At 50.1% G+C, this 24,443-nt stretch carries 20 protein-coding genes and 1 riboswitch; of the genes, 9 read left to right on the plus strand and 11 right to left on the minus strand.

Features of this window, described 5'->3' with window-relative positions; all coding sequences use genetic code 11:
- Nucleotides 1-176: 176 nt before the first annotated feature.
- Nucleotides 177-731, plus strand: coding sequence for a DUF3332 domain-containing protein (locus C233_RS0106100; RefSeq protein WP_025068732.1), 555 nt, complete (start codon nt 177-179; stop codon nt 729-731).
- Between the two features lie 98 nt (nt 732-829).
- On the opposite strand, the gene tamL is transcribed toward C233_RS0106100, so the two are convergent.
- A complete protein-coding gene (gene tamL, locus C233_RS0106105) occupies nt 830-3,142 on the minus strand; it encodes a translocation and assembly module lipoprotein TamL (protein WP_018666706.1) in 2,313 nt (770 codons plus the stop codon).
- Nucleotides 3,143-3,221: 79 nt separating this feature from the next.
- Between tamL and C233_RS0106110 the strand changes: the two genes are divergently transcribed.
- Entirely contained in the window at nt 3,222-3,983 is a 762-nt protein-coding gene (locus C233_RS0106110; RefSeq protein WP_018666707.1) for an RNA methyltransferase, read from the plus strand.
- On the opposite strand, the gene C233_RS0106115 is transcribed toward C233_RS0106110, so the two are convergent.
- The 10 genes from C233_RS0106115 to C233_RS0106160 all read right to left on the minus strand — a co-directional run bounded on the left by C233_RS0106115 (nt 3,934) and on the right by C233_RS0106160 (nt 17,140).
- Nucleotides 3,934-4,275 (minus strand): hypothetical protein, encoded by a 342-nt coding sequence (locus C233_RS0106115; RefSeq protein ID WP_018666708.1) that lies wholly within the window; start codon nt 4,273-4,275, stop codon nt 3,934-3,936. The two genes, C233_RS0106110 and C233_RS0106115, sit on opposite strands and share 50 nt — an antisense overlap.
- Nucleotides 4,272-5,216: a DUF4296 domain-containing protein gene (locus C233_RS0106120; RefSeq protein WP_018666709.1), complete on the minus strand. Its 945-nt coding sequence runs from the start codon at nt 5,214-5,216 to the stop codon at nt 4,272-4,274. Before C233_RS0106120 ends, C233_RS0106115 begins: the two co-directional genes overlap by 4 nt.
- The gene (locus tag C233_RS0106125; RefSeq protein WP_018666710.1) at nt 5,213-5,842 is read right to left on the minus strand and encodes a lipoprotein signal peptidase; all 630 of its coding nucleotides are present in this window, start codon (nt 5,840-5,842) and stop codon (nt 5,213-5,215) included. Before C233_RS0106125 ends, C233_RS0106120 begins: the two co-directional genes overlap by 4 nt.
- Before the next feature lie 2 nt (nt 5,843-5,844).
- Nucleotides 5,845-6,225, minus strand: coding sequence for a TraR/DksA family transcriptional regulator (locus C233_RS0106130; RefSeq protein ID WP_004290962.1), 381 nt, complete (start codon nt 6,223-6,225; stop codon nt 5,845-5,847).
- A 33-nt stretch (nt 6,226-6,258) separates the two neighbouring features.
- Nucleotides 6,259-9,747 (minus strand): isoleucine--tRNA ligase, encoded by a 3,489-nt coding sequence (ileS, locus tag C233_RS0106135; protein WP_018666711.1) that lies wholly within the window; start codon nt 9,745-9,747, stop codon nt 6,259-6,261.
- A 195-nt stretch (nt 9,748-9,942) separates the two neighbouring features.
- Nucleotides 9,943-11,475 carry a carbon-nitrogen hydrolase family protein gene (locus C233_RS0106140; RefSeq protein WP_018666712.1) on the minus strand — a complete coding sequence of 511 codons (1,533 nt, stop codon included), beginning with the start codon at nt 11,473-11,475 and terminating at the stop codon, nt 9,943-9,945.
- 176 nt (nt 11,476-11,651) lie between these two features.
- Nucleotides 11,652-13,133 (minus strand): D-xylose transporter XylE, encoded by a 1,482-nt coding sequence (gene xylE / locus C233_RS0106145; RefSeq protein ID WP_018666713.1) that lies wholly within the window; start codon nt 13,131-13,133, stop codon nt 11,652-11,654.
- Between the two features lie 132 nt (nt 13,134-13,265).
- The gene (gene xylA, locus C233_RS0106150) at nt 13,266-14,582 is read right to left on the minus strand and encodes a xylose isomerase (protein ID WP_018666714.1); all 1,317 of its coding nucleotides are present in this window, start codon (nt 14,580-14,582) and stop codon (nt 13,266-13,268) included.
- 219 nt (nt 14,583-14,801) lie between these two features.
- Nucleotides 14,802-16,289: a xylulokinase gene (locus tag C233_RS0106155; RefSeq protein ID WP_018666715.1), complete on the minus strand. Its 1,488-nt coding sequence runs from the start codon at nt 16,287-16,289 to the stop codon at nt 14,802-14,804.
- 119 nt (nt 16,290-16,408) lie between these two features.
- Nucleotides 16,409-17,140 carry an NUDIX hydrolase gene (locus tag C233_RS0106160; RefSeq protein WP_018666716.1) on the minus strand — a complete coding sequence of 244 codons (732 nt, stop codon included), beginning with the start codon at nt 17,138-17,140 and terminating at the stop codon, nt 16,409-16,411.
- Nucleotides 17,141-17,537: 397 nt separating this feature from the next.
- Here C233_RS0106160 and fabD point away from each other — a divergent pair, with 397 nt between their 5' ends.
- From fabD to C233_RS0106195, 7 genes are all read left to right on the plus strand, one after another.
- Nucleotides 17,538-18,425, plus strand: coding sequence for an ACP S-malonyltransferase (gene fabD, locus C233_RS0106165; protein WP_018666717.1), 888 nt, complete (start codon nt 17,538-17,540; stop codon nt 18,423-18,425).
- 263 nt (nt 18,426-18,688) lie between these two features.
- Nucleotides 18,689-18,779: riboswitch (TPP riboswitch) on the plus strand.
- Between the two features lie 72 nt (nt 18,780-18,851).
- Entirely contained in the window at nt 18,852-19,049 is a 198-nt protein-coding gene (gene thiS, locus C233_RS0106170; RefSeq protein ID WP_025068733.1) for a sulfur carrier protein ThiS, read from the plus strand.
- 4 nt (nt 19,050-19,053) lie between these two features.
- Nucleotides 19,054-19,713, plus strand: coding sequence for a thiamine phosphate synthase (locus C233_RS0106175; RefSeq protein ID WP_018666719.1), 660 nt, complete (start codon nt 19,054-19,056; stop codon nt 19,711-19,713).
- Between the two features lie 2 nt (nt 19,714-19,715).
- On the plus strand, nt 19,716-20,492 hold the full coding sequence (locus C233_RS0106180) for a thiazole synthase (RefSeq protein WP_018666720.1): 777 nt from the start codon (nt 19,716-19,718) through the stop codon (nt 20,490-20,492).
- 238 nt (nt 20,493-20,730) lie between these two features.
- Entirely contained in the window at nt 20,731-22,413 is a 1,683-nt protein-coding gene (gene thiC, locus C233_RS0106185) for a phosphomethylpyrimidine synthase ThiC (protein WP_018666721.1), read from the plus strand.
- 65 nt (nt 22,414-22,478) lie between these two features.
- Entirely contained in the window at nt 22,479-23,606 is a 1,128-nt protein-coding gene (gene thiH / locus C233_RS0106190) for a 2-iminoacetate synthase ThiH (RefSeq protein ID WP_018666722.1), read from the plus strand.
- Nucleotides 23,607-23,683: 77 nt separating this feature from the next.
- Nucleotides 23,684-24,379 carry a HesA/MoeB/ThiF family protein gene (locus C233_RS0106195; RefSeq protein WP_018666723.1) on the plus strand — a complete coding sequence of 232 codons (696 nt, stop codon included), beginning with the start codon at nt 23,684-23,686 and terminating at the stop codon, nt 24,377-24,379.
- Nucleotides 24,380-24,443: the final 64 nt, after the last annotated feature.

The following is a 24,443-nucleotide window of genomic DNA, read 5'->3' on the forward strand; positions in this document are numbered from 1 at the left end:
AGATTTCCGAATCGCTTTCTCACAAATAGAGGCGGATAGACGCCGTTGTCTTACAAAGTGTAGATTTTTGCGGCATTTTTGCGTTTTTTTATAAAAATGATTATATTTGCACTAACCTAAAAGAGAATAATAGGATATTATTTTATATAAACACGGTAAAATAAAAGAAAATGATTATGAAAAAGTTCAATTTGAAATTGGCTGCAACTGTAATGGTATGCGGCGCTTTTCTTTTCAGTTCATGTATCGGTTCTTTCGGGTTGCACAGCAAGCTGGTGAATTGGAACGAGAGCATCGGTAACAAGTTTGTCAACGAACTCGTTTACCTTGCATTCAACATCATTCCGGTGTACGGCGTATGCTACCTGGCAGACGCGTTGGTTATCAACTCTATCGAGTTCTGGAGCGGCAGCAACCCTATGGCAAGCATCGGTGATGTAAAGAAGGTAAAGGGTGAAAACGGCGACTATCTGGTAGAAACTCTCGAAAACGGTTACTCTATCACCAAAGAAGGCGAAACCGCATCTATGGAGTTAATCTACGACAAGGACTTGAATACCTGGAATGTCGTAGCCGACGGTGTAAGCACCGAACTTTTACAGATGAACAACGACGGTACTGCACAGATGACTTTACCCAACGGCGAGGACATGACCGTTACCCTGGATGCCCAGGGAGTATCCACCGCACGTCAGGCAACTATGGTCAATACCTACTATGCAGCACGTTGAGCATTAAGCAACACGCTAAGTATTAAGATTTGAAAATTAAAGACTGAAGGCTACGCAGTTCGGACGAACAGGGCGTAGCCTTTAATTTTTCAGCTCTTTTAGAACGGATATCCCACGGCAAAGTGGAATGCGAAGTCACGGCTGAACTTGGGATGTATAATCGGGAAATGCTCCTTTTGGTTGCTGTACACCGGATTGACGGCTTTCATACCCCCGTCGAAGCGCAGCACGAAGAAATCCAGGTCTAACCGCAGTCCCAGGCCGTAGGCAACGGCTATCTGTTTATAGAACTTATTGAATTCGAATTTACCGCCCGGCTGGTCTTTATAATCGCGCAACGTCCATATATTACCCGCATCTACAAAGACCGCTCCCCTGAATTTCCAGAACAGGCGGGTGCGGTATTCTACATTCGCATCCAGTTTTATATCTCCCGACTGGTTCATGAAATTGCCGTCGCCGGGAAAGACACCCGGTCCCAAATCACGCACCGACCAGCCGCGTACACTGTTGGCGCCACCGGAGAAGTAACGCTTCTCGAAAGGCACAATCGTTGCATTGCCGTACGGAACGGCTATCCCCGCTCCTACATGAAATGCAATGGAGTTACGGTTATCGATAACGACATTCTTGGCAAAGTCGAAATCTCCTTTTATATATTGTGCGAAGGGGATGCTCAGTAATGAATATTCCCCGTCTTCATTCTTTTTCATATTGGTCATTTTGGCAACGGCATACAAAAGATTGCCCGCAGACTCGAAATTGACGCGGATAGAATACGAGTTGCCGATAATCGTATTATTCATCAGCGCCTGCCCCGCGCTGTTGTAGGTATAGCTGTATCCCGTACGCACAATCAGACGGTCGTCGTAGTTATACTTCAGGATGTAATTCTGCTCGTTGTTCAGGTATTTGTCGCGGAACTCCTGCGAAATGGAGGGCATGTATAGGTAATTGATATCCAGCAGGTCGATGCGGTGCTGGGCGCGCTGGCGCTGCAGTCCCCATTTATAACTCCAACTGGCAGAGGCGATGATACGTGAAAACTCCGGACGTATCTGATAGTTATACTGCACGCCGAATTCTGTGGTGGCACGTATCTTGCGCCGGAAGTCGTTGGACAGGAAGGGGAAAAGGAAACGCGGAAAGTTAATCGTCGCTTCCGCCCCCAATTCCGTATAATCCTCGTGGTTGTATCCGCTCTGCAATCCGGACACCGCCTCGTAAGCGCCGCGCAGTTTTATCATAAAAGCCTCGGAGCCCTTGAACATATTCCGGTTCTGGAACGATACGGATGCGGCAGCACCCAAGTCCCCGGCAGAATTGGTTCCCTCTAACTCGAACGATACGGACTGATATTTGCTTTTCGTCAGCATCACATAAGCATTCAGCTTGGAAGTGTCGCTCGCCTGCGTTTCTGAAAAGCGGATATTGGTGTACTTCAATGCCTGCAAACGCCCGAAGTTGGAGTAGGTACGCTGCACATCGGGTTCGTTATACAAACTGCCCGGTACAATACGCAAATTGTTGGTAAGCACCTTGGGACGCAGGTATAGCTTGTCCTTATAATATATGGGAAACCCCTTGTAATGTATGGAATCGTTAATATCTATACCGTTTACGGCAGACGCACCCAATACATTGTAGTCCGTAATGAAGCTTACCTTATTGATGTAATACTGGCGGTGATTTTGCGGAGTGTCGTCGTTGGGCTGCCGGTAAGGTGCCAGATGCATGGTTACATCCACCTGGTACGTATTCCTTACCGTGTCCGCCGTATAAGAGATATATTCTTTGTTGAACTTATAATACCCGTTGCGAAGAAGATTATCCGTAATGCGCTGGCGTTCCGCATCCAGGCGGTTCACATCGAAATACATTCCTTCGGTCAGGTAGGTATCCGCCGAGTCCTGCTGCATATATTCCCATATTTTCTCATCCTTGATGTCATATTTGAGAGAACGTATCTTGTAAGGCTTTCCGCTGGAAACCTTATAGGTCAGTTTAAGCTTCTTCTTTTTCTTGCGCGTCACGGGTACTACGGTGGCACTCATATACCCCATATTCTGTATCGCCTTCGTCATTTCCTCGCTGGAACGCTTCGTCTCCTCCTCCTTGTATATCACCGGAGCATCTCCCATTCGCCGCAAAGTACGGTTTATCCAGCGTGCGGAGTCCCTGCCCGACCAGTTGTAAACATACAACTGCGTCTTTATCAGGCTGAACCATTTTGCATTCGGATTCTGGCGGACATACATCGAGAGGCTGGAAGGCTTTATTTCCTTGTTGTCCGTCTGTATGCGCACCTCGTCCAGTAAATACGAACCTTCCGGCACATATTTCGTGGCAGAACATGAAGCTAATAAAAGTACGGCGGTAGCAAGTAGTGCGTAGCGGAAGCCTTTCTTCATACTGAGTTATTAATTGCGCATAAATTACTGCAAATATAGAAATAATCGTGTACTTTTGCCAAATAAAACCGAACAACTTATGGCATTAAGCAAGAATCGTATTAAATACATCCGTTCGTTGGAGTTGAAAAAGAACCGTAAAGCCGATAAAGTGTTTTTAGCAGAGGGACCTAAACTGGTAGGCGACTTGCTGGGGCGCTTCCATTGCCGTTTCCTGGCTGCAACCGCCGGGTGGCTCTCCGTACACGGACATATACCGGCGGACGATGTGGCCGAAGTCTCCGAAGAAGAACTCGCACGTGCCAGTTTGCTGAAAACTCCCCAACAAGTGCTGGCGGTTTTTGAGCAGCCGGACGAGGCGACGGATACTTCCGTAATAAGCCGCTCCCTCTGTTTGGCACTGGACGATGTGCAAGACCCCGGTAACCTGGGAACTATCGTCCGCCTTGCCGACTGGTTCGGAATCGAACATATCTTCTGCTCACCCAATACGGTGGACGTCTATAACCCCAAAACCGTACAAGCTACTATGGGAGGCATCGCGCGGGTGAAACTGCATTACACTCCCCTGCCCGAACTCATTGGCTCACTGGCAGACATACCCGTGTACGGCACTTTCCTGGACGGTGAAAACATATATACGCAACCGCTTTCCGCCCACGGGCTGATAGTCATGGGAAATGAGGGCAACGGCATAGGCAACGAAGTGAAGCGGCTTATCAACCGGAAACTCTATATACCTAACTATCCGCCGGAGCGCGAAACCTCCGAATCGTTGAACGTCGCCATTGCTACGGCAGTTGTCTGTGCCGAGTTCCGGCGGCAGGCAGCATCGTTGTAATATCGAAACCGGAGAAATAAACGGGGAATAACCCGTACCCTCCGTCCGCAGGGTGCGGAGGAGCAGCCAGTAAATTCCGGGGAAATTTTATTGAGGCAGTATTCGTACCGAGCTCTTTCAATTCATTTTGCGACAAGAGGGCGATTGCGCCCGGCAGCCATTCCACATCCTCCACTTCTTCCGTCAGCGGAAACAGGCGTACGGCTGTTCCCCCTTCCGTCTCTACTGCATACTGCTTGAGATAGCCGCCGTATGCAGGCAGGAATACGAAGTGCGAGGCAAACCGTTTCATTTCTTTTCGGTAATGGGGCGTAAGTGCGGACGGGGACGTCCTTCCGGGCGGCGGACATTCTCTTTCCTTTCATCCGGTTTCTTCAATTCCACAGGCTTGGACTTATCCGGAACCGAATCCTTCTTCACCGCCTTGCCGCCGGTTTCGAGGCTGTCTTTCTTTGCATCGAACAAAGTATCCGTTGCATGATAACGCATCAGGCTGATTCGGTCTGCCAATACATCTTGTACCGGTTTCTGTGCAGGATAATAGATAAAGCCTCGTATTTCCTTTATCTCTCCCAGCGTATCGGCGAACAATGAAACGGTTTCCGTTCCCGACCGCTTTACTTTCAGCATACCGTTCAGCGTATCCTTGGCATAAAGAACCTGCATAGCCATTAATGGGGCATGCAAGCTGTCGGGCGTTCCGTTCAGGAAGCGGAAACGCACCGTCCACCTAAGGGTATCCCTATCCTTGAAGTTGGTATCCGAAGGAAGCGTGAAAGTCAGCTTGTTACCCAGCGGCGCGCCGGACAGGTGATAGATGCGCCGCCCTATCCATACATCGACACTGTCGCCCGGTAGAGACTCCTTGGGCTTGTTGTCGCGCAGGGCAATCAGGTGATTGATACCGTCCCTTTCGGCTTTCAGCCGCGCGTTCACCTTTTCGTAGACTTTTGTGAGAGCATCCGGGTGGCGGGCATACCACACCATGGAAGTGTCGAAATCGGCTTTGGTAATGCCGTGTTTCCTATAAACCGATTCAATGTACAGCACACGCTTATAACTTTCGCTGTAAGGCACTTCCTCTCCCATTGCCTTTGCAATGTGGAAGTCGTAAAGCACATTCTCCATTTTGGCGTCCGGTATGACCGTATCGGGTCTTTTCACCTGACACGCCGCCATGCCGAACGCCAGAAGGATTACGCTATACCATTGAATCCGGTTCTTCCTTTTCATGATTTCTTTATAACATGATAGGAATCATTCAAATATTTACTGTAAAACAGCAGCAAGGCTATGATTCCGCAACTGATTGCAGCATCGGCGAAGTTGAAAATCGGACTGAAAAAGATGAAATGATTTCCGCCTATGAACGGCATCCATTCAGGCCAGTCGGTTTCGATAATGGGGAAATAAAACATATCCACCACCTTGCCGTAGAATAACGGGGCATACCCGCCGCCCTCCGGCATAAACGTAGCCAGTTGCGAATACGTGCTTTCATTGAACAGCACCCCGTAGAACACGCTGTCGATGATATTGCCCAATGCCCCCGTCAGGATAAGCGATACGCAGACGATAAATCCCGTTTTCATTCCATGCTTTATGCACTTGTACAGGAACCACCCTATTGCGCCTACCGCAATAATCCGAAATGAAGTGAGGAACAACTTCCCGAATATCTCCATCCCGAAAGCCATACCGTTGTTTTCGGTGAAATAGATATAAAACCAATCCGTGATACGTATGCTCTCATGCCAATACATATGCGTTTTGACAATCACCTTAATCACCTGGTCGATAATCAGTACCGAGAAAATAACGAGCAAGGCCACCTGCCCTTTCGTGAGAAAACTCTTCATCCTTATTTCTTGCCGTTGTTTTTAGCTTCGATGCTCAATGTAGCATGAGGCACTGCACGCAGACGCTCGGCAGGAATCAGTTTACCCGTTTCGCGGCAGATACCGTACGTCTTGTTCTCGATACGTACCAAAGCGGCCTGCAACCCCTGGATAAACTTCAACTGGCGCTGCGCCAGACGCGTCGTTTCCTCCTTAGACAGAGTGTTGGCTCCCTCTTCCAGTACTTTATACGTCGGGGATGTATCGTCGGTATCGTTACCGTCTGCACCGGTCAGGCTGGCTTTCAACAATTCATAATCACGTTGTGCCAACTCCAGTTTTTCCATAATAATGGCGCGGAATTCTTCCAATTCAGCATCCGAGTATCTTGTCTTTTCTGCCATAACTTTACGTGTTTAATCGTTAGTATTAATAATTTATTCCTTTACAACGCCCACATACAGCTTGAAATCGTCGAACTCCAATTCCGTACCGCTTTCCACGCCCTCTGCCAGCGTCAGTGAGGTTCCTAAAACCTGGTTACAAATATAGTCTTTATATTCGTTTACCGCATCATCTGTTTGCGGATTTTTTGATAATGTAATCTTTATTTTGTCCGTTATCTCGAAACCGCTCGATTTGCGTATATTCTGGATACGGTTCACCAGTTCGCGGGCAATACCTTCGCGGCGCAACGCCTCGGTAATGGTAACCTCCAGCGCCACGGTCAGCTTACCCTCATTGGCAACCAGCCAGCCCGGAATATCCTCACTGAATATTTCTACGTCGGATGTCTCTATCACAACTTCCGCATCATCCGCTTTCAGGGTATAAGAACCGTTCTTTTCCAGCTCGGCGATAGCCTCCTGCGACATCTGGGCAACGGCGGCGGCAACGGCTTTCATCTGCTTGCCGAACTTCGGACCCAGCTTCTTGAAGTCGCATTTCACCTTCTTCACCAGCACGCCGGCGGCGCCGTCCACAAACCGGATTTCCTTTACGTTCACCTCGTTCATGATAAGCGCCTTTACGGCTTCGATGTGGGCGCGCTGCTCCTCGTCCACCACCGGAATCATGATACACTGCAACGGCTGGCGTACCTTGATATTCACTTTGCGGCGCAAAGCCAATACCATAGACGTAACATCCTGTGCCATTTGCATACGCGCTTCCAGCTCCTTATCTATCATTTCCTCCCTGCATTCGGGGAACTTAGCCAGATGAACGGAAACCACGTTATCGCGTCCGGTTACAGCTATCAAGTCCGAATAAAGCATATCGGCATAGAACGGAGCGATAGGCGCCATTAGCTTGGCTACGGTTTCCAGACAGGTATAGAGCGTCTGGAAAGCAGACAACTTGTCTTGCGTCATACCACCGCCCCAGAAACGTTTACGGTTCAGGCGTACATACCAGTTGGACAAGTTATCGTTTACGAAGTCCGAAATCAATCGTCCGGCTTTGGTAGGCTCGTATTCGTTGTAACAGTAGTCCACATCCTTCACCAGCGTGTTCAGCACGGAAAGAATCCAGCGGTCTATCTCCGGACGTTCCGCCATAGGCACATCGGCTTCCTTGTATTCGAAACCGTCCACATTGGCATAGAGGGCGAAGAAAGAATACGTATTATATAAAGTCCCGAAGAACTTACGGCGCACCTCCTCTACCCCGTCAACGTCGAACTTCAAGTTGTCCCACGGAGAAGAATTGGTTATCATGTACCAGCGCAAGGGGTCGGAACCATACTTCTCGATAGTCGAGAACGGGTCTACCGCATTACCCAGGCGCTTCGACATCTTGTTGCCGTTCTTGTCGAGCACCAGACCGTTCGAGATAACAGCCTTATACGATACACTGTCGAACACCATTGTGGCGATAGCATGCAGCGTGAAGAACCAGCCGCGCGTCTGGTCTACGCCCTCCGCAATGAAATCGGCGGGATATACCTGGTGGCTGTCCAGCAACTCCTTGTTTTCGAACGGATAATGAATCTGTGCATACGGCATGGAGCCGGAATCGAACCATACGTCAATCAAATCCGATTCGCGCTTCATAGGCTTGCCCTCCTCGGAAACGAGGACGATATCGTCCACATACGGACGGTGGAGGTCTATCCTGTCATAATTCTCCTGCGTGTACACACCCGGCTGGAAACCTTTCTCCTTATAAGGATTGGAAGTCATCAGCCCGGCTGCAACGGATTTCTCTATCTCGTTGTAAAGCTCCTCTACGGATTCGATACACTTCTCCCCGCTGCCGTCCTCCGTGCGCCAGATAGGTAACGGAGTACCCCAGTAGCGCGAACGGCTCAGGTTCCAGTCGTTCAAGTTCTCCAACCACTTGCCGAAACGTCCCGTACCCGTACTCTCCGGCTTCCAGTTTATGGTCTTGTTCAGCTCTATCATACGCTCCTTGCAGGCAGTACTGCGGATAAACCAGCTATCCAGCGGATAGTACAATACCGGTTTGTCCGTACGCCAGCAGTGCGGATAGTTATGTACATGCTTCTCTATCTTGAATGCCTGGTTAGCGGCTTTCATCATCATACAGATATAGATGTCGAGCGTCTCGGCAGCCTGCGCAGCCTTCTCGTCGTACTTGCCGTCCACGGTAAATTGCGGGTCGTAGGCATTTTTCACCCAACGTCCCTGATATTCCTTGTAAGCATCTACATCAACACACTCCTTTACGAACTTCTCGTCCAGCTCGTCCAGCAGGTAAAACTTACCGGTAAGGTCTACCATTGGGCGGGTTTCACCGCGCTTGTTAATCATAAACAAGGAAGGAATACCGGCTGCACGGGCTACGAAAGCATCGTCCGCACCGAATGTCGGGGCGATGTGCACGATACCCGTACCGTCCTCAGTGGTTACATAATCGCCCAGGATAACGCGGAACCCCTTGTTGCTGACGCTCCAATTACCGTCATTATCCACATCCACCGGCTTCACCCACGGAATAAGCTGTTCGTATTCCATACCTGCCAAGTCCGGCCCCTTGTACTCGCCTACCACCTTGAACGGGATAAGCTTATCACCCGGCTTATAATCCTCTAATGCAAGCTCTTCCGCTTTTTTGTTGAAGTGAGTATATAGCAAAGCCTTGGCAAGTACTACGGTTATCTTCTCACCCGTATAACCGTTGTAGGTCTGTACGGCTACATAGTCAATTTTCGGACCTACGCAAAGAGCCGTGTTCGAAGGCAACGTCCACGGCGTGGTAGTCCATGCCAGGAAATAAGGAGTACCCCATTCCGCCATTTCGGGCTTCGGGTTCTTCATCCTGAACTGCCCTACTACGGTAGTATCCTTTACATCGCGGTAACAGCCGGGCTGGTTCAGCTCGTGCGAACTCAACCCCGTACCTGCTGCCGGAGAATACGGCTGTATGGTATATCCTTTGTACAGCAACCCTTTTTTATGGAGCTGTTTCAGCAGCCACCACAACGTCTCGATGTAACGGTTATCATAAGTGATGTACGGGTCTTGCATATCCACCCAATAACCCATTCTATGCGTCAAGTCCTCCCACTCTTTGGTGAACTTCATCACATCCTTGCGGCAGGCGGCATTATATTCGGCTACGGAGATAGTCTTACCGATATCCTCTTTGGTAATGCCCAACGCCTTCTCCACACCCAGCTCCACAGGAAGCCCGTGCGTGTCCCAGCCCGCCTTACGCTTCACCTGGAAACCCTTCATGGTCTTGTAGCGGCAGAAAATATCCTTAATGGAGCGAGCCATTACATGGTGGATGCCCGGCATACCGTTGGCGGAGGGAGGCCCTTCGAAAAACACGAAAGAAGGACAACCTTCACGTTCTGTCATACTCTTGGCGAAAACCCCGTTTTCGTCCCATTTCTTCAACACTTCCTTGTTTACTTCCGAAAGGTCAAACTTTGAATATTCGGCAAACTTCTTACCCATTTTGATATTTACGATTTGACTATTTACGATTTACTACTCTCAGGGATAGCCCGGGGCTTTCCGGCACGCCGGAGCTATCCTCCTTGTTTTAAGGGTGCAAATTTACAAAAAAGTTAGAGAAAAGAGATTTTTGAGAAGATAAATTTAATAAGTAAAATCCGCGTCAATCCGCATGACCGGCGTCAAGCCCGTTTTTTACTTCTTCATTTTCACCTCATATAAATCGCTCCGGCGGTCTTTCAGGTTACGGACACTGCCGTAAGTATGCAACTCGTTCAGCAAATCCAAGTCTACGTCGGACACGAGAATCATCTCCGTATTCGGAGTCGCCTCGGCACGTTTGCCGTCGGTAGGGAAAGCGAAGTCGCAGGGAGTGAACACACCCGACTGGGCATACTGTATATCCATATTGTGTACCCGGGGCAGATTGCCCACACTGCCGGCTATGACTACGAAACACTCGTTCTCGATAGCGCGGGCATGAGCGCACACCTTAACGCGCGAGTAAGCATTCTGCGTATCGGTAAGGAACGGAACGAACAATATCTGCATCCCCTGGTCTGCCATGATACGCGACAGCTCCGGAAATTCCACATCATAACATATCAGCACACCGATTTTCGCACAATCCGTATCGAACGTTTGCAGAGATTTGCCGCCGCTCAACCCCCAGCTCTTTATCTCGTCGGGAGTAACATGTATCTTTTCGTACATTTCGTAAGTCCCGTCGCGGCGGCATAGGAACCCCACGTTATACAAACGCCCGTCCTCCTTGATAAGAGGCATACTACCCGTAATGATATTGATATTGTAACTGATAGCCAGCTTCACGAAACGCTCCCTTATCTCGTCGGTATAAGCGGCAAGCCCGCGGATAGCCTCCGATTCGCCCTCATTATTGAACTTTGCCATTAACGGCGCGTTGAAGTATTCGGGGAAAAGCACGAAGTCGCTCTTATAGTCCGATACGGCATCCACGAAAAACTCCACCTGCTCGAACAAGTCGTCCAGCGTCTTGTAAGTACGCATCTGCCACTGCACCAGCCCTACGCGCACCGTAGTCTTGGGGCTGATATACTCCTGCGTGGGCGGTTGATAATAAATATTGTCCCATTGCAAGAGACAAGCATAATGCTTGGACTCCTCGTCGTTGGGCAAATAATTGCGCATCACCTTACGCACATGGAAATCATTGCTCAGTTGGAACGTCAGCACCGGGTCGTATATCTCCTTCTGTCTTACCTTGTCGATATACTCCTTCGGACGCATATGGTCGGCATACTTATGATAGTTCGGGATACGCCCGCCGAACATGATAGCCTTCAAGTTCAGCGTTTCGCATATTTCCTTACGGTACTCATACATACGGCGTGCCAGGCGCAGCCCGCGATATTGAGGGTGGATAAACACCTCGATACCGTAGAGAATGTTCCCCTGCGGATTGTGCGTGTTGAAAGTCTCCTTCCCCGTAACCTGGGCATAAGTATGATCGTTCTTCACATCATCATAATTCACGATAATGGAAAGAGCGCACCCCACAATCTTCTCATCCACCACTGTCACAATCTGCCCCTCCGGAAAAATACGGATAAGCTTTTCTATCTGCTTGTGTGTCCAGAACACATCGCTGCCGTCCGAATAAACACGCGTGAATGACTGCGCCAACTGGTCGTAATCATCTATCTGCAAATTACGAATCTGCACCTTATTGATTTTCATTTCGTCCATAATCTGTGTCGTTACCTTATTGATTTTAAACGGCGCAAAGTTACGTTTTTACCCGCACATTCGTTTTTCCGGCAATATTTTTTTCAAGAAAAATTAAAGGCCATGCGATGTCCGTTCCCCGAACCGCATAGCCTCTAATCTTCCATATCCAATCTCTAATCCCTCTTCCGGACTACTCAACTGTTTTTCTTTTTCTTCCAGAGCTTAGTCATATCCTCCAAAGTCTTTCCCTTCGTTTCGGGCACAAGCTTCCATACGAAGATAGCGGCTACCACACAGATGATGCCATAAAGAGCATATGCAAACATATGGCCGAACTTATCGCCCATTTCTCCCAGCCGCATATTGTACATAGGCAGGAAAGTAGATGAAACGATGAAGTTGAAAATCCACTGGAACGCCACAGCGATAGCCACTGCCGCGCCGCGAATAGTATTCGGGAAGATTTCGGCAATCAGCACCCAGCAGATAGGACCCCAACTGAACATAAACGAAGCACTGTAAATCATAATGCTGATAACAGATACCACGGCAGGAAGCCCCGTTACTATGTTGCAGAGCGCTACGCCGAACGCACCCACCGCCATACCGATAGAACCGGAAATAAGCAACGGCTTACGCCCCCATTTCTCGACGGTGAATACAGCCAGCAAAGTAAACAAGATGTTCACGACACCCATAAGCACAGTCTGCACCATCGGGTTAGCCATACCCATTGTATCGAATATGCGCGGAGCGAAATAAAGCACGGCATTGATACCCACAGCCTGCTGGAATACACTCAACATGATACCGATGAAGATAACCATCCAGCCGTAAGTAAACAACCTTTCGGTCTTTTCCTCGGTAGTAGCCTTGATTTCCGCCAGGATAACCTTGGCCTGCGCCGCACCGTTGATACGGCTCAACACATTCAGCGCCTTCTCATCCTTGCCCGACATGGCGAGATAACGCGGCGTCTCGGGAACCAGCAATACCAGCAAGGCGAACAGACCGGCAGGCACAGCCTCGCTGACGAACATCAGGCGCCAGCCGGTTTCCGTAGTCCATGCCGCAGCCTCGGGATTCATTATCTGATTTACACCGTTCACCAAGTCTATCACCGGATTGGCATGACTGCCCAAAATCAGGAAATTCACGAAGTAAACCACCAACTGACCGAAGATAATGGCAAACTGATTCCACGACACCAGCGTACCGCGGATATTGCTCGGAGCTATCTCGGCGATATACATCGGGCAGATAGCCGATGCCAGCCCTACGCCCACACCTCCCAATACACGGTAAAAGTTGAACGCAATCAAAAGCGGATAAGAAGGAACACCGTGCTCAAAGAACAAGAACTCGGGATAATACGAACCCATTGCCGACAGGAAAAACAATATACCCGCCAGAAACAGCGAATTTTTACGCCCCAGCCTGGAGGCGAAAAAGCCGGAAATGGCACTACCTATGATACAACCTATCAGTGCACTGGACGAAGTGATGCCGTGAATCGCGTCTGTGTATTCGAAATCGGCTCCCATAAAAAACGCCTGAAGCCCTTTTTCGGCGCCGGAGATAACCGCCGTATCGTAACCGAAAAGCAAGCCGCCGATAACAGCTACGAGTACGATAGAGAAGAGATAGATTTTACTACCTTTTTCTGTATAATTCATGATATAATTAGATTAGGGGGAAATAAACAACGATAGTGATTAATGAATCAGTGATTTGTTCATAAAGCCGCGCCGGAAAGCCGCAAGCGATGCAAGCAAATCACTGAAACACTAATCACCGATTACCGGTTATCAGCAATACATATTTACGATTGCCTCGTACAATTCCTGCTTACCGCTGGTTTGTTTCGGCTCACCGTTAGCCTTGGCATAAGCAACCACATCTTCCAGCGTCAGCTTGCCTTCCTCGAACTCCTTACCCTTGCCGCTGTCGAACGAAGCATAACGCTCTGCAAGCATTTTCTTGTACGGAGACTCCTCGAGCAACTTCGCAGCACTCTCCAGCGCACGAGCCATTACATCCATGCCGGCGATGTGAGCGATGAAAATATCCTCCAGGTCGGTAGAGTTACGGCGCGTCTTGGCGTCGAAGTTCGTACCGCCGTTACCGAAACCACCGTTGCGGATAACCTGCATCATAGCCTGTGTCAGTTCGTAGTTGTCGATAGGGAACTGGTCGGTATCCCAGCCATTCTGGTAGTCGCCGCGGTTAGCGTCGATAGAGCCCAGCATACCGTTATCCACGGCTACCGCAAGTTCGTGTTCGAACGTATGGCCGGCAAGAGTGGCATGGTTCACTTCGATATTCACCTTGAAATCCTTATCCAGATTGTGAGCCTTCAAGAAGCCGATAACCGTCTCGGTATCCACATCGTACTGATGCTTGGTCGGCTCCATAGGCTTCGGTTCGATGAGGAACGTACCCTTGAAGCCGCGGGCACGGGCATAGTCGCGGGCAATAGTCAACATCTGTGCCAAGTGTTCCTTCTCACGCTTCTGGTCGGTGTTCAGCAAAGACATATACCCTTCGCGTCCGCCCCAGAACACATAGTTGGAACCGCCCAGCTCGATAGTAGCGTCGATAGCATTCTTAATCTGGACAGCAGCGCGGGCTACTACGTCGAAATCGGGGTTGGTGGCAGCACCGTTCATATAACGTGCATGACCGAATACGTTGGCAGTACCCCACAACAGCTTGATACCTGTTTCCGCCTGTTTCTGCTTGGCGTAAGCCACGATAGCCTTCAGGTTAGCCTCATATTCTTCGATAGTGTCCGCTTCCTCGCAAAGGTCTACATCGTGGAAACAGTAATATTCGATACCCATTTTCTGCATGAACTCGAAACCAGCATCCATTTTATTCTTGGCAGCCTGCACCTTGTCGGGGTCACCGTTCCAGGGGAACTTCTTCGTACCGCCGCCAAACTGGTCGCCGCCTTCTGCGCAGAGCGTGTGCCACCATGCCATAGAGAACTTCAACCAATCTTTCATCTTCTTACCCATGATAACCTTCTCCGCATCGTAATAGCGGAAAGCCATAGGGTTCTTACTTTCTTTACCTTCGAATTTAATTTTTCCTATTCCGGGAAAATACTCTTTTGTTGCCATAATTCTAATTATTTTAAAGGGTTAATGTATTGTATTCATGTCCTGCGGTTTACAGTTTATAAACCCCCGTTCGTTATTTCTAAATAATCGCAATTACTGCATCGCTATCTGTTACTATTACAGTATCATTACAGTATCGCTATCTGTTGCAACTACAACCGCTATCTGCTGTAATTGCTGCATCACTCTGTACTATTACAGTATCACTATCTTCTGCAATTACCTCATACTCTCCTCCAAGTAATGCTTCCAACGCGCATACGCATCTGCATAAGCCTGGCGGTCGCGCGGCTTCGGCTCGATGATTTCCAGCTTCTCCAACGTAGCAAAAGCCTCGTTGTTGTCCTTGTAGATACCCGCGCCTATGCCCGCGCCTTTGGCAGCGCCTACCGAGCCGTCCGTATCGTAAAGCTCGATTACCGCTCCCGTTACCCCTGCCAGCGTCTCGCGGAATAGCGGGCTGAGGAACATATTCGCCTTGCCCGCATGGATTTTCTGCACGGGGATACCCATTTGCTCCATAATGTCGATACCGTATTTAAAGGAGAACACGATACCCTCTTGCGCCGCACGGATAATATGCTGCTTGCCATGCTGGTTGAAGTTGATACCCTGCACGGAACACCCCGTCTCCTTGTTCTCCAACATACGTTCGGCGCCGTTGCCGAAAGGCAAGATGCTGATACCCGCACTACCGATAGGAGCTTGTGCGGCAAGGACATTCATATCATTGTAAGAAATCCCCTCCGGAGCCACAGTACGTTTTATCCACGAATTGAGAATACCCGTGCCGTTGATACACAAAAGAACGCCCAAACGCGTCTGCTCCGCCGTATGATTGACATGTGCAAAAGTGTTGACGCGCGATTTCGGGTCGTAATTCACCTCGCCGTTCACACCGTAAACCACTCCCGACGTACCTGCCGTAGAAGCGATTTCGCCGGGGTTGAACACATTCAGCGACAGAGCGTTGTTGGGCTGGTCGCCGGCGCGGTACGTTATAGGCGTACCCTCCTTCAAGCCCAGCTCCTGTGCAGCCGCGGCGTTTACACGCCCCTGCTCGGAGAAAGTAGGCATGATGTCGGCTATCAGAGAGTGGTCGAAACCGTAATACCTCATCAGGAAATCGGCTACGCAACCGTTCTTGAAATCCCAGAACATACCCTCCGACAAGCCCGATACCGTAGTGCAAATCGTGCCGCTCAATTTCATCGCGATGTAATCGCCCGGCAACATAATCTTGTATATCCTTTCGTACACGGAAGGCTCGTTCTCCTTTATCCACGCAAGCTTGGAAGCCGTGAAATTACCCGGAGAATTCAGCAGATGCGACAGGCACATCTCCTCTCCCAGCGTTTCGAACGCCTTTTGCCCGTACGGAACGGCTCTGGAATCGCACCATATAATTGCAGGACGTAGCACCTTCTGCTCTTTATCCACGCACACCAACCCGTGCATCTGGTAAGAGATGCCGATAGCCTTGATATCCGCCGCATCCGCATGCGACTCCTCCAATACAGCCTGCGTTGCCAGTTTCAGGTTTTCCCACCAATTCTCCGGATTCTGTTCTGCCCAACCCGGTTTTACAGCGATAATCTCCGCTTCCGTTTTCGGAAAGAATGCGGAAGATACGCATTTACCGCTTTCTGCGTTTACTAAACTCGCTTTTACGGACGAGCTGCCGATGTCATAACCTAATAAATACATAATTAAAGATATATGATTTACGATTTATAATTCATGTTCCTTTCTTGCAATTCATGTTCCTTTCGAAAGAGACTTCATGCTATTCGAAAGAGACTTTATGATTTCAAATCATACCCTTCTCACCGCCTTACTTTATTGTATATCTTCTTATCGAAGCGGTAGTACCGTGCCGCCCGGTGAGCAACACCCTGCTGCTTCTCCTCCAGCGGAACCACGTACTCCATAAGGGCAATTTTCTTGTGGAAATTACGCACGTCTATCTGCTTGCCGTATAACAGCTCGTACAAAGTGCGTAACTGGGAAGCAGTGAATTTGCGCGGCAATAAGTCGAACAGCGAAGACGGATTGAACTCGATATACTGGCGGATGTACGTCATTGCCTCCTTTATAATAAGGTTATGGTCGAAAGCCAGCGCCTTGATATCCGGCAGGGCTACCCAGCTTGCCATATAATCGTCCAGGTCGCGGTTCAGCGTGCGGTCTATCTTTACGAGCGAAAGGTAAGCTATCGTAACGATGCGCTCCACCTTGGACTGCATGGCACGCTCCAGCCAATGCACATCCTTCGGGTCTTTAGTGCGGTTCTTGGAACCGAAAGCCTTGAACTGCATCAGGCTCACATTCTTAAGCCCCGTCAGCTCGGTCAGCACCCGCTTGGCTGCCTCGTCCAAATCCTCGTCCATATAAATCAGGCTGCCGGGCAGTTTCATGTCGTGGAAGATTTCGCCCTCCTCCTCGCCCGCCCGCTTAATCAGCAGAACTTTCAGTTGCTCTCCGTCAAAACCAATCACTACACAATCTACGGAAATATGATTGTTTGCCAGCGGCATGTTATGTTCCATGTTTTGCATAATATTTATGTTTAAGCGCTGCAAATATAATGAGGTTTTTCTAATTCGCAATAGGCGGAAAGAATATTTTTATGATGTTATAAAGCATTATTTTTCAGATTACTACATATCGTATGTTTTACAATATCAACTAACAGTGTTATCGTACTAAATACAATATGTACTGCAAGGCAGGTACGGCTATGGGTAATCGTAGCGGATACAATAACTATGAAGTGCTTAATTTATAAGGATTTCGGCATGCGCCCCTCCACCCTAAGGCAAGGCTACATATTGTACTGCAAACGCATCGGATAAAAAAGGACATTGCACAAAAAACACCCGTTTGTGCGGTGATTACCGGAAAAACCCCTACCTTTGCACCACTTTTTTAATTAAACACTAAAATTGAGTAAATATGAAAGCATTTGTATTTCCGGGTCAAGGCGCCCAGTTCGTAGGAATGGGAAAAGACCTGTACGAAAACTCGGCATTAGCCAAAGAACTCTTCGAGAAAGCGAATGATATCCTCGGATATCGCATTACAGATATCATGTTCAACGGTACGGACGAAGATTTGCGCCAGACTAAGGTAACGCAGCCCGCCGTATTCCTCCACTCCGTAATCTCCGCACTCTGCATGGGCGACGATTTCAAGCCCGAGATGACTGCCGGCCACTCCCTGGGCGAGTTCTCCGCATTGGTAGCTGCCGGTGCGCTGAGCTTCGAGGACGGGTTGAAACTGGTGTATGCCCGTGCTATGGCAATGCAGAAAGCTTGCGAGGCACAGCCCTCCACTATGGCAGCCATTATAGCCCTGCCGGACGAGAAAGTAGAGGAAATCTGCGCACAGGTAAGCGCCGGAGGCGATGTATGCGTTGCCGCCAACTACAACTGCCCGGGACAAATCGTTATCTCCGGCTCTATCGAAGGTATCAATAAGGCATGCGAGCTGATGAAAGCTGCCGGAGCCAAGCGCGCCCTGCCTCTGAAAGTAGGCGGCGCTTTCCACTCCCCGTTAATGGAACCTGCCAAAGTAGAGCTGGAAGCCGCTATCAACGCTACCGAAATCCATGCGCCGAAATGCCCGGTTTACCAGAATGTGGACGCCCTGCCCCACACCGACCCCGCTGAAATCAAGAAAAACCTCGTAGCCCAACTGACGGCTTCCGTACGCTGGACGCAGACCGTGAAAAACATGGTTGCCGACGGCGCTACCGACTTTACCGAATGCGGTCCGGGTGCAGTCCTGCAAGGACTTATCAAGAAGATAGAAGGCGGCGTATCGGCACACGGCATAGCCTGACCCCATACGACAAATGGGGAGTGTGTCAAAACCAAAATGACTACTCTTAAAAGTTACGGATTGTAACTATAATACCTGAAAGGGTCGTATCAAACTCCGTTTTGAGTAATGATACGACCCTTTCTTTAGTCTTTTAGAGTGCTCGAATTTCAAATTAAGGATGCTTTACGGGACTTCCATTCCGGCATACCAACTCTCCCTTACCAGAAAAAAAATCCCCTCCATTTGTTTTTTATATCCTATTTTCCCTTACCTTTGTCACCGTAAAGACAAAGGGGTGCCCGTCCGGGCTGAGATTATACCCTCGAACCTGATGCAGTTAGTACTGCCGTAGGAATTGGATATTATTTTCTTCATAAAAACTTACCTCAACGGTACACTTCTTTGTATTTACTTCCATTGTTTTACTTAACGGAGAACGAACAAATGAAAGTATCAATCAACAACAAAGAAGTGGAAACTGCCGCCGCAACCCTTTTACAACTTACAGCAGAACTCTCCCTGCCGCCGCATGGCGTAGCCGTTGCCGTGAACAACAGCATGGTTCCGCGTACGGAGTGGGCGGACTATGCCCTGTCCGCAGGCATGTCTATCGTAATCATTAAAGCAGCCTGCGGAGGATAAGAGTATGGAGCAGGTTCAGTTCATCACACACTATACGGAAAAGTATTCCTACCTGGACTCCGCACGTATGGCTCTGGCAGGCGGCTGCCGGTGGATACAACTGCGCATGAAGGATGCCGGCAGGCAGGAAATACTACCCGTAGCGGCAGCAGTGCGGAGGCTATGCAATGAGCACGGCGCCGTATTCATCATCGACGACCACGTGGAGCTGGTGCGCGAAATCGGGGCGGACGGCGTACACCTGGGCAAGAACGATATGCCCGTTGCCGAAGCGCGCCGCATGCTCGGAAGCGGGTACATCATAGGCGGCACAGCCAATACCTATGAAGATGTAAAGCTGCACTGGCTCGGCGGAGCCGATTACATAGGCTGCGGCCCGTTCAGGTACACCACGACCAAGCAGAAACTAAGCCCTATCCTGGGGCTGGAAGGATATAAAAAGATTATCCGGAGCATGCAGGCAGAGCATATCCCCCTCCCCGTCGTTGCTATCGGCGGGATAACCTTCGCCGATATCCCCTCCGTCATGCAGACGGGCGTTGCGGGCATCGCCCTTTCGGGCACTGTGCTGCGGGCGGACAACCCGGCGGAGGAGATGCGGAGAGTACTTGCAGAAATCGACCGGACAAAACAATTACCGAAAAACGAAACAATAATAATATAGATATGGAGAAATTAATCATTGCGGGACGCGAATTCGGCTCCCGCCTGTTCTTGGGAACAGGAAAATTCAATTCCAATGAAATCATGGAACAATCCATTCTGGCATCCGGCACAGAAATGGTAACGGTAGCCATGAAACGCATAGAGCTGGACAACAAGGAAGACGACATGCTACGGCATATCCGTCATCCCCATATCCAGCTTCTGCCCAACACTTCCGGCGTGCGCAATGCCGAGGAAGCCGTATTTGCCGCGCAAATGGCGCGCGAGGCGTTCGGAACCAACTGGCTGAAACTGGAAATTCATCCCGACCCGCGCTACCTTCTTCCCGACTCCGTCGAAACGCTGAAAGCTACGGAAGAACTGGTGAAGCTGGGCTTCGTAGTCCTTCCCTACTGCCAGGCAGACCCCACGCTTTGCAAACGCCTGGAAGAAGCCGGAGCCGCCACCGTGATGCCGCTGGGCGCCCCTATCGGTACGAACAAAGGGCTGCAAACCCGCGACTTCCTGCGTATCATCATCGAGCAGGCAACCATTCCCGTGGTGGTAGATGCCGGTATCGGCGCTCCCAGCCATGCTGCCGAGGCAATGGAAATGGGCGCTTCCGCCTGCCTGGTCAATACCGCCATTGCCGTAGCGGGCAATCCCGTAGCTATGGCGCAAGCCTTTAAGCAAGCCGTAGAAGCCGGACGTGCGGCATACGAAGCCGGCTTGGGGTTGCAGGCGGATAACTTCGTTGCCGAAGCCAGCTCGCCGCTAACCTCTTTCTTGAACGACTGAGAGCCGATTATTTTACAACTAACGCTCTTTGCCCTCTTTTTCCAGCCGAAAGCGCCGGGCGCCCTCCGGACTATTACAGGCGGTGAAGAAAAGAATTAGTAAAACGTTCCCGACGATTTAGTAAATCTCTCCCCACGTTTTAGTAAATCTTCTCCGGCGTTTTAGTAAAAAGGAAAAGACAGTTTAAGACGTCACCCAAACAGGAAAAGAAATAAAATTACACCAAATTGTATCCGACATGAAACCGAGAATAAAATTCCCCCGTTCAGAGAAAGTATATCTGCCGGGAACTATCTATCCGGAACTTCGCGTAGCTATGCGCAAAGTAGAGCAAGTGCCCAGTACGACTTTTGCCGGAGGGGAGAAAGTGATTACCCCCAATCCGGACATCTACGTTTACGACACCAGCGGCCCGTTCAGCGACCCTAATGTAGAAATAGACCTTAAAAAAGGATTGCCCCGCCTGCGCGAGCCTTGGATTTTGCGCCGCGGCGACGTGGAGCAACTGCCGGAGATTACTTCGGAATACGGCCGTATGCGCCGCGACGACAAGTCGCTCGACCACCTGCGCTTCGAGCACATCTCGCTGCCCTACCGTGCCAAGCAGGGCAAATGCTGCACGCAGATGTACTATGCCAAGCAGGGCATCATCACCCCCGAAATGGAGTATGTGGCTATCCGCGAAAACATGAACTGTGCCGAGCTGGGGATACAGACGCACATCACTCCCGAGTTCGTCCGCCAGGAAATAGCGGCAGGGCGTGCGCTGCTTCCCGCTAATATCAATCACCCCGAAACCGAGCCGATGATTATAGGCCGTAATTTCCTGGTGAAAATCAATACGAACATCGGCAATTCCGCCACCACCTCAAGCATAGACGAAGAAGTGGAGAAGGCGCTCTGGAGCTGCAAATGGGGCGGCGACACGCTAATGGACTTGTCTACGGGAGAAAACATACACGAAACCCGCGAATGGATTATCCGCAACTGCCCCGTTCCCGTGGGCACGGTTCCTATCTACCAGGCTTTGGAGAAGGTAGAGGGTAAGGTGGAGGAGCTTAGTTGGGAGCTGTACCGCGACACGCTGATAGAGCAGTGCGAGCAGGGTGTGGATTACTTCACCATACATGCAGGCATCCGCCGGCACAACATACACCTGGCGGATAAGCGTCTGTGCGGCATCGTGAGCCGTGGCGGGAGCATCATGAGCAAATGGTGTTTGGTGCACGACCGCGAAAGCTTCCTGTACGAGCATTTCGACGACATCTGCGACATATTGGCGCAGTACGACGTGGCTATCTCCCTGGGCGACGGTCTGCGTCCCGGCTCTACCTACGATGCCAACGACGAAGCCCAGTTTGCCGAGCTCGACACTATGGGCGAGTTGGTACTCCGCGCCTGGGAAAAGAATGTGCAGGCTTTCATCGAAGGTCCCGGACACGTGCCCATGCACAAGATTAAGGAGAACATGGAACGTCAGATAGAGAAGTGCCACGACGCCCCGTTCTACACGCTCGGCCCGTTGGTTACGGACATCGCTCCGGGCTACGACCACATCACCTCCGCTATCGGCGCAGCGCAAATAGGCTGGCTGGGTACGGCGATGCTGTGCTACGTCACTCCCAAAGAGCATCTGGCATTGCCCGACAAGGAAGATGTGCGCGTAGGCGTCATTACCTACAAGATAGCCGCCCATGCTGCCGACCTTGCCAAAGGACATCCCGGTGCGCAGGTGCGCGACAATGCGCTGAGCAAGGCGCGTTATGAGTTCCGCTGGAAAGACCAGTTCGACCTTTCGCTCGACCCCGAACGTGCACAGACTTATTTCCGTGCCGGGCATCACATAGACGGGGAATACTGCACGATGTGCGGGCCGAATTTCTGCGCTATGCGGTTGTCGAGGGAGTTGAAAAAGAAATAATACAGAGGGGACAAATCTTTGTATTTCATCATTTTATTGTCGAATCAATCTTATCATAGAATAATATGTTTTCAGACGAATTAGAAAAAATATCCTGGAAAGAGACGACCCGCCGCATCGACTCCAAAACTGATGCGGACGTGCGCCGCGCCCTTTCCAAAGAGCATTGCGATGTGGAGGACTTCATGGCGCTCATATCGCCTGCCGCCGTTCCCTACTTGGAAACAATGGCGCGTTTGAGCAAGAAGTACACGGAAGAACGTTTCGGGAAAACGATTTCCATGTTCGTACCCTTGTATATTACGAACTCCTGCACCAATTCGTGCGTGTACTGCGGTTTCCACATCAGCAATCCTATGCCCCGTACCATATTGACGGAGGAGGAAATCGTAAATGAGTACAAGGCTATCAAGAAACTCGCACCTTTCGAAAATCTGCTGCTGGTTACGGGCGAGAACCCTGCCAAAGCAGGCGTGCCGTACATAGCCCGTGCGCTCGACCTGGCAAAACCTTATTTCAGCAACCTGAAAATCGAGGTGATGCCGCTGAAGGCAGAAGAATATGCCGAGCTGAAAAAGCACGGTATGAACGGGGTTATCTGTTTTCAGGAAACCTACCATAAGGCGAACTACAACATTTACCACCCGCGCGGCATGAAGTCCAAGTTCGAGTGGCGCGTCAACGGCTTCGACCGCATGGGGCAGGCAGGCGTGCACTCTATCGGCATGGGGGTGCTTATCGGGCTGGAAAAAGAGTGGCGCACGGACATCTGCATGATGGCATACCACCTGCGCTATCTCCAAAAGCACTATTGGAAAACGAAGTACAGCGTTAACTTTCCGCGTATGCGTCCCTCGGAGAACGGCGGTTTCCAGCCCAACGTCATTATGAGCGACCGCGAATTGGCGCAGGTAACGTTTGCCATGAGGATATTCGACCACGATGTGGATATATCCTACTCCACCCGCGAGCCGGCTTTTATACGCGACCACATGGCTACCCTGGGCGTTACCACCATGAGCGCGGAAAGCAAGACGGAACCGGGCGGCTATTACAGCTATCCGCAGACTTTGGAGCAGTTTCACGTCAGCGACGAACGTAAGGCGGTGGAGGTAGACAAGGCTTTAAAGAGCATGGGGCGCGAGCCGGTATGGAAAGATTGGGATGCCAGTTTCGACTTGAAACGGGTTTAATCCCTTCTTTATCATCCTATGTTTTATCCTAATGTTTTATCCTATACTTTAAACCCTATACTTTATATTTCTTAATCATGGTTCGATACAGTAGGCAAATTTCCCTTCCCGAAATAGGAAAAGACGGGCAAGAAAAACTGCATAAGGCAAAGGTGCTGATAGTGGGCGTAGGCGGGCTGGGCTCTCCTATCGCCCTCTATCTTGCCGGTGCGGGCGTAGGCACGATAGGTTTGGTAGACGATGATACGGTAAGCATCAGTAATCTGCAACGCCAAGTATTGTACACGGAGAGCGAAGTGGGTCGGGCAAAGGTACATTGCGCCGCCCGGAGGTTGCAGGCTTTGAACAGCGAGGTAGAGGTACGCACCTACCCTTTCCGCCTCAATCGGGAGAATGTGCACAGCCTGATTGCCGGATACGACATCGTTGTGGACGGATGCGACAACTTCGCTACCCGCTATCTTATTAGCGACTGTTGCAACCTGCTGAACAAGCCTTATGTATATGGGGCTATCCAGGGATTCGAGGGGCAAGTGTCCGTGTTCTGCTACGGCGAACAGCCTAAGACATACAGGGATTTGCTGCCCGACGAAACCGCCGCATTGCAGATGCCCGCTCCCGACAATGCTGTTATCGGCATTACCCCCGCCATTGTGGGCAGTGTGGAAGCGAATGAAGTACTAAAGCTCATTTGTGGATACGGAGAGGTGCTGGCAGGGAAATTATGGACGGTCGATTTGAGGAGTATGCAATCGTTCATTCTTTCTTTGTAGAGGGTATTCAACGGTTATAGCTTTAATAGCTATAACATTAATAGTTATATCATTCAATAACTCC

Source organism: Bacteroides gallinarum DSM 18171 = JCM 13658, assembly GCF_000374365.1.
Classification (GTDB): Bacteria; Bacteroidota; Bacteroidia; order Bacteroidales; family Bacteroidaceae; genus Bacteroides; species Bacteroides gallinarum.

What these genes read in the sequence shown, in the direction of transcription:
- C233_RS0106100 (WP_025068732.1), top strand. Translation starts at nt 177, where the DNA reads ATGAAAAAGTTCAATTTGAAATTGGCTGCAACTGTAATGGTATGCGGC.
- tamL (WP_018666706.1), bottom strand. Translation starts at nt 3,142, where the DNA reads ATGAAGAAAGGCTTCCGCTACGCACTACTTGCTACCGCCGTACTTTTA.
- C233_RS0106110 (WP_018666707.1), top strand. Translation starts at nt 3,222, where the DNA reads ATGGCATTAAGCAAGAATCGTATTAAATACATCCGTTCGTTGGAGTTG.
- C233_RS0106115 (WP_018666708.1), bottom strand. Translation starts at nt 4,275, where the DNA reads ATGAAACGGTTTGCCTCGCACTTCGTATTCCTGCCTGCATACGGCGGC.
- C233_RS0106120 (WP_018666709.1), bottom strand. Translation starts at nt 5,216, where the DNA reads ATGAAAAGGAAGAACCGGATTCAATGGTATAGCGTAATCCTTCTGGCG.
- C233_RS0106125 (WP_018666710.1), bottom strand. Translation starts at nt 5,842, where the DNA reads ATGAAGAGTTTTCTCACGAAAGGGCAGGTGGCCTTGCTCGTTATTTTC.
- C233_RS0106130 (WP_004290962.1), bottom strand. Translation starts at nt 6,225, where the DNA reads ATGGCAGAAAAGACAAGATACTCGGATGCTGAATTGGAAGAATTCCGC.
- ileS (WP_018666711.1), bottom strand. Translation starts at nt 9,747, where the DNA reads ATGGGTAAGAAGTTTGCCGAATATTCAAAGTTTGACCTTTCGGAAGTA.
- C233_RS0106140 (WP_018666712.1), bottom strand. Translation starts at nt 11,475, where the DNA reads ATGGACGAAATGAAAATCAATAAGGTGCAGATTCGTAATTTGCAGATA.
- xylE (WP_018666713.1), bottom strand. Translation starts at nt 13,133, where the DNA reads ATGAATTATACAGAAAAAGGTAGTAAAATCTATCTCTTCTCTATCGTA.
- xylA (WP_018666714.1), bottom strand. Translation starts at nt 14,582, where the DNA reads ATGGCAACAAAAGAGTATTTTCCCGGAATAGGAAAAATTAAATTCGAA.
- C233_RS0106155 (WP_018666715.1), bottom strand. Translation starts at nt 16,289, where the DNA reads ATGTATTTATTAGGTTATGACATCGGCAGCTCGTCCGTAAAAGCGAGT.
- C233_RS0106160 (WP_018666716.1), bottom strand. Translation starts at nt 17,140, where the DNA reads ATGCAAAACATGGAACATAACATGCCGCTGGCAAACAATCATATTTCC.
- fabD (WP_018666717.1), top strand. Translation starts at nt 17,538, where the DNA reads ATGAAAGCATTTGTATTTCCGGGTCAAGGCGCCCAGTTCGTAGGAATG.
- thiS (WP_025068733.1), top strand. Translation starts at nt 18,852, where the DNA reads ATGAAAGTATCAATCAACAACAAAGAAGTGGAAACTGCCGCCGCAACC.
- C233_RS0106175 (WP_018666719.1), top strand. Translation starts at nt 19,054, where the DNA reads ATGGAGCAGGTTCAGTTCATCACACACTATACGGAAAAGTATTCCTAC.
- C233_RS0106180 (WP_018666720.1), top strand. Translation starts at nt 19,716, where the DNA reads ATGGAGAAATTAATCATTGCGGGACGCGAATTCGGCTCCCGCCTGTTC.
- thiC (WP_018666721.1), top strand. Translation starts at nt 20,731, where the DNA reads ATGAAACCGAGAATAAAATTCCCCCGTTCAGAGAAAGTATATCTGCCG.
- thiH (WP_018666722.1), top strand. Translation starts at nt 22,479, where the DNA reads ATGTTTTCAGACGAATTAGAAAAAATATCCTGGAAAGAGACGACCCGC.
- C233_RS0106195 (WP_018666723.1), top strand. Translation starts at nt 23,684, where the DNA reads ATGGTTCGATACAGTAGGCAAATTTCCCTTCCCGAAATAGGAAAAGAC.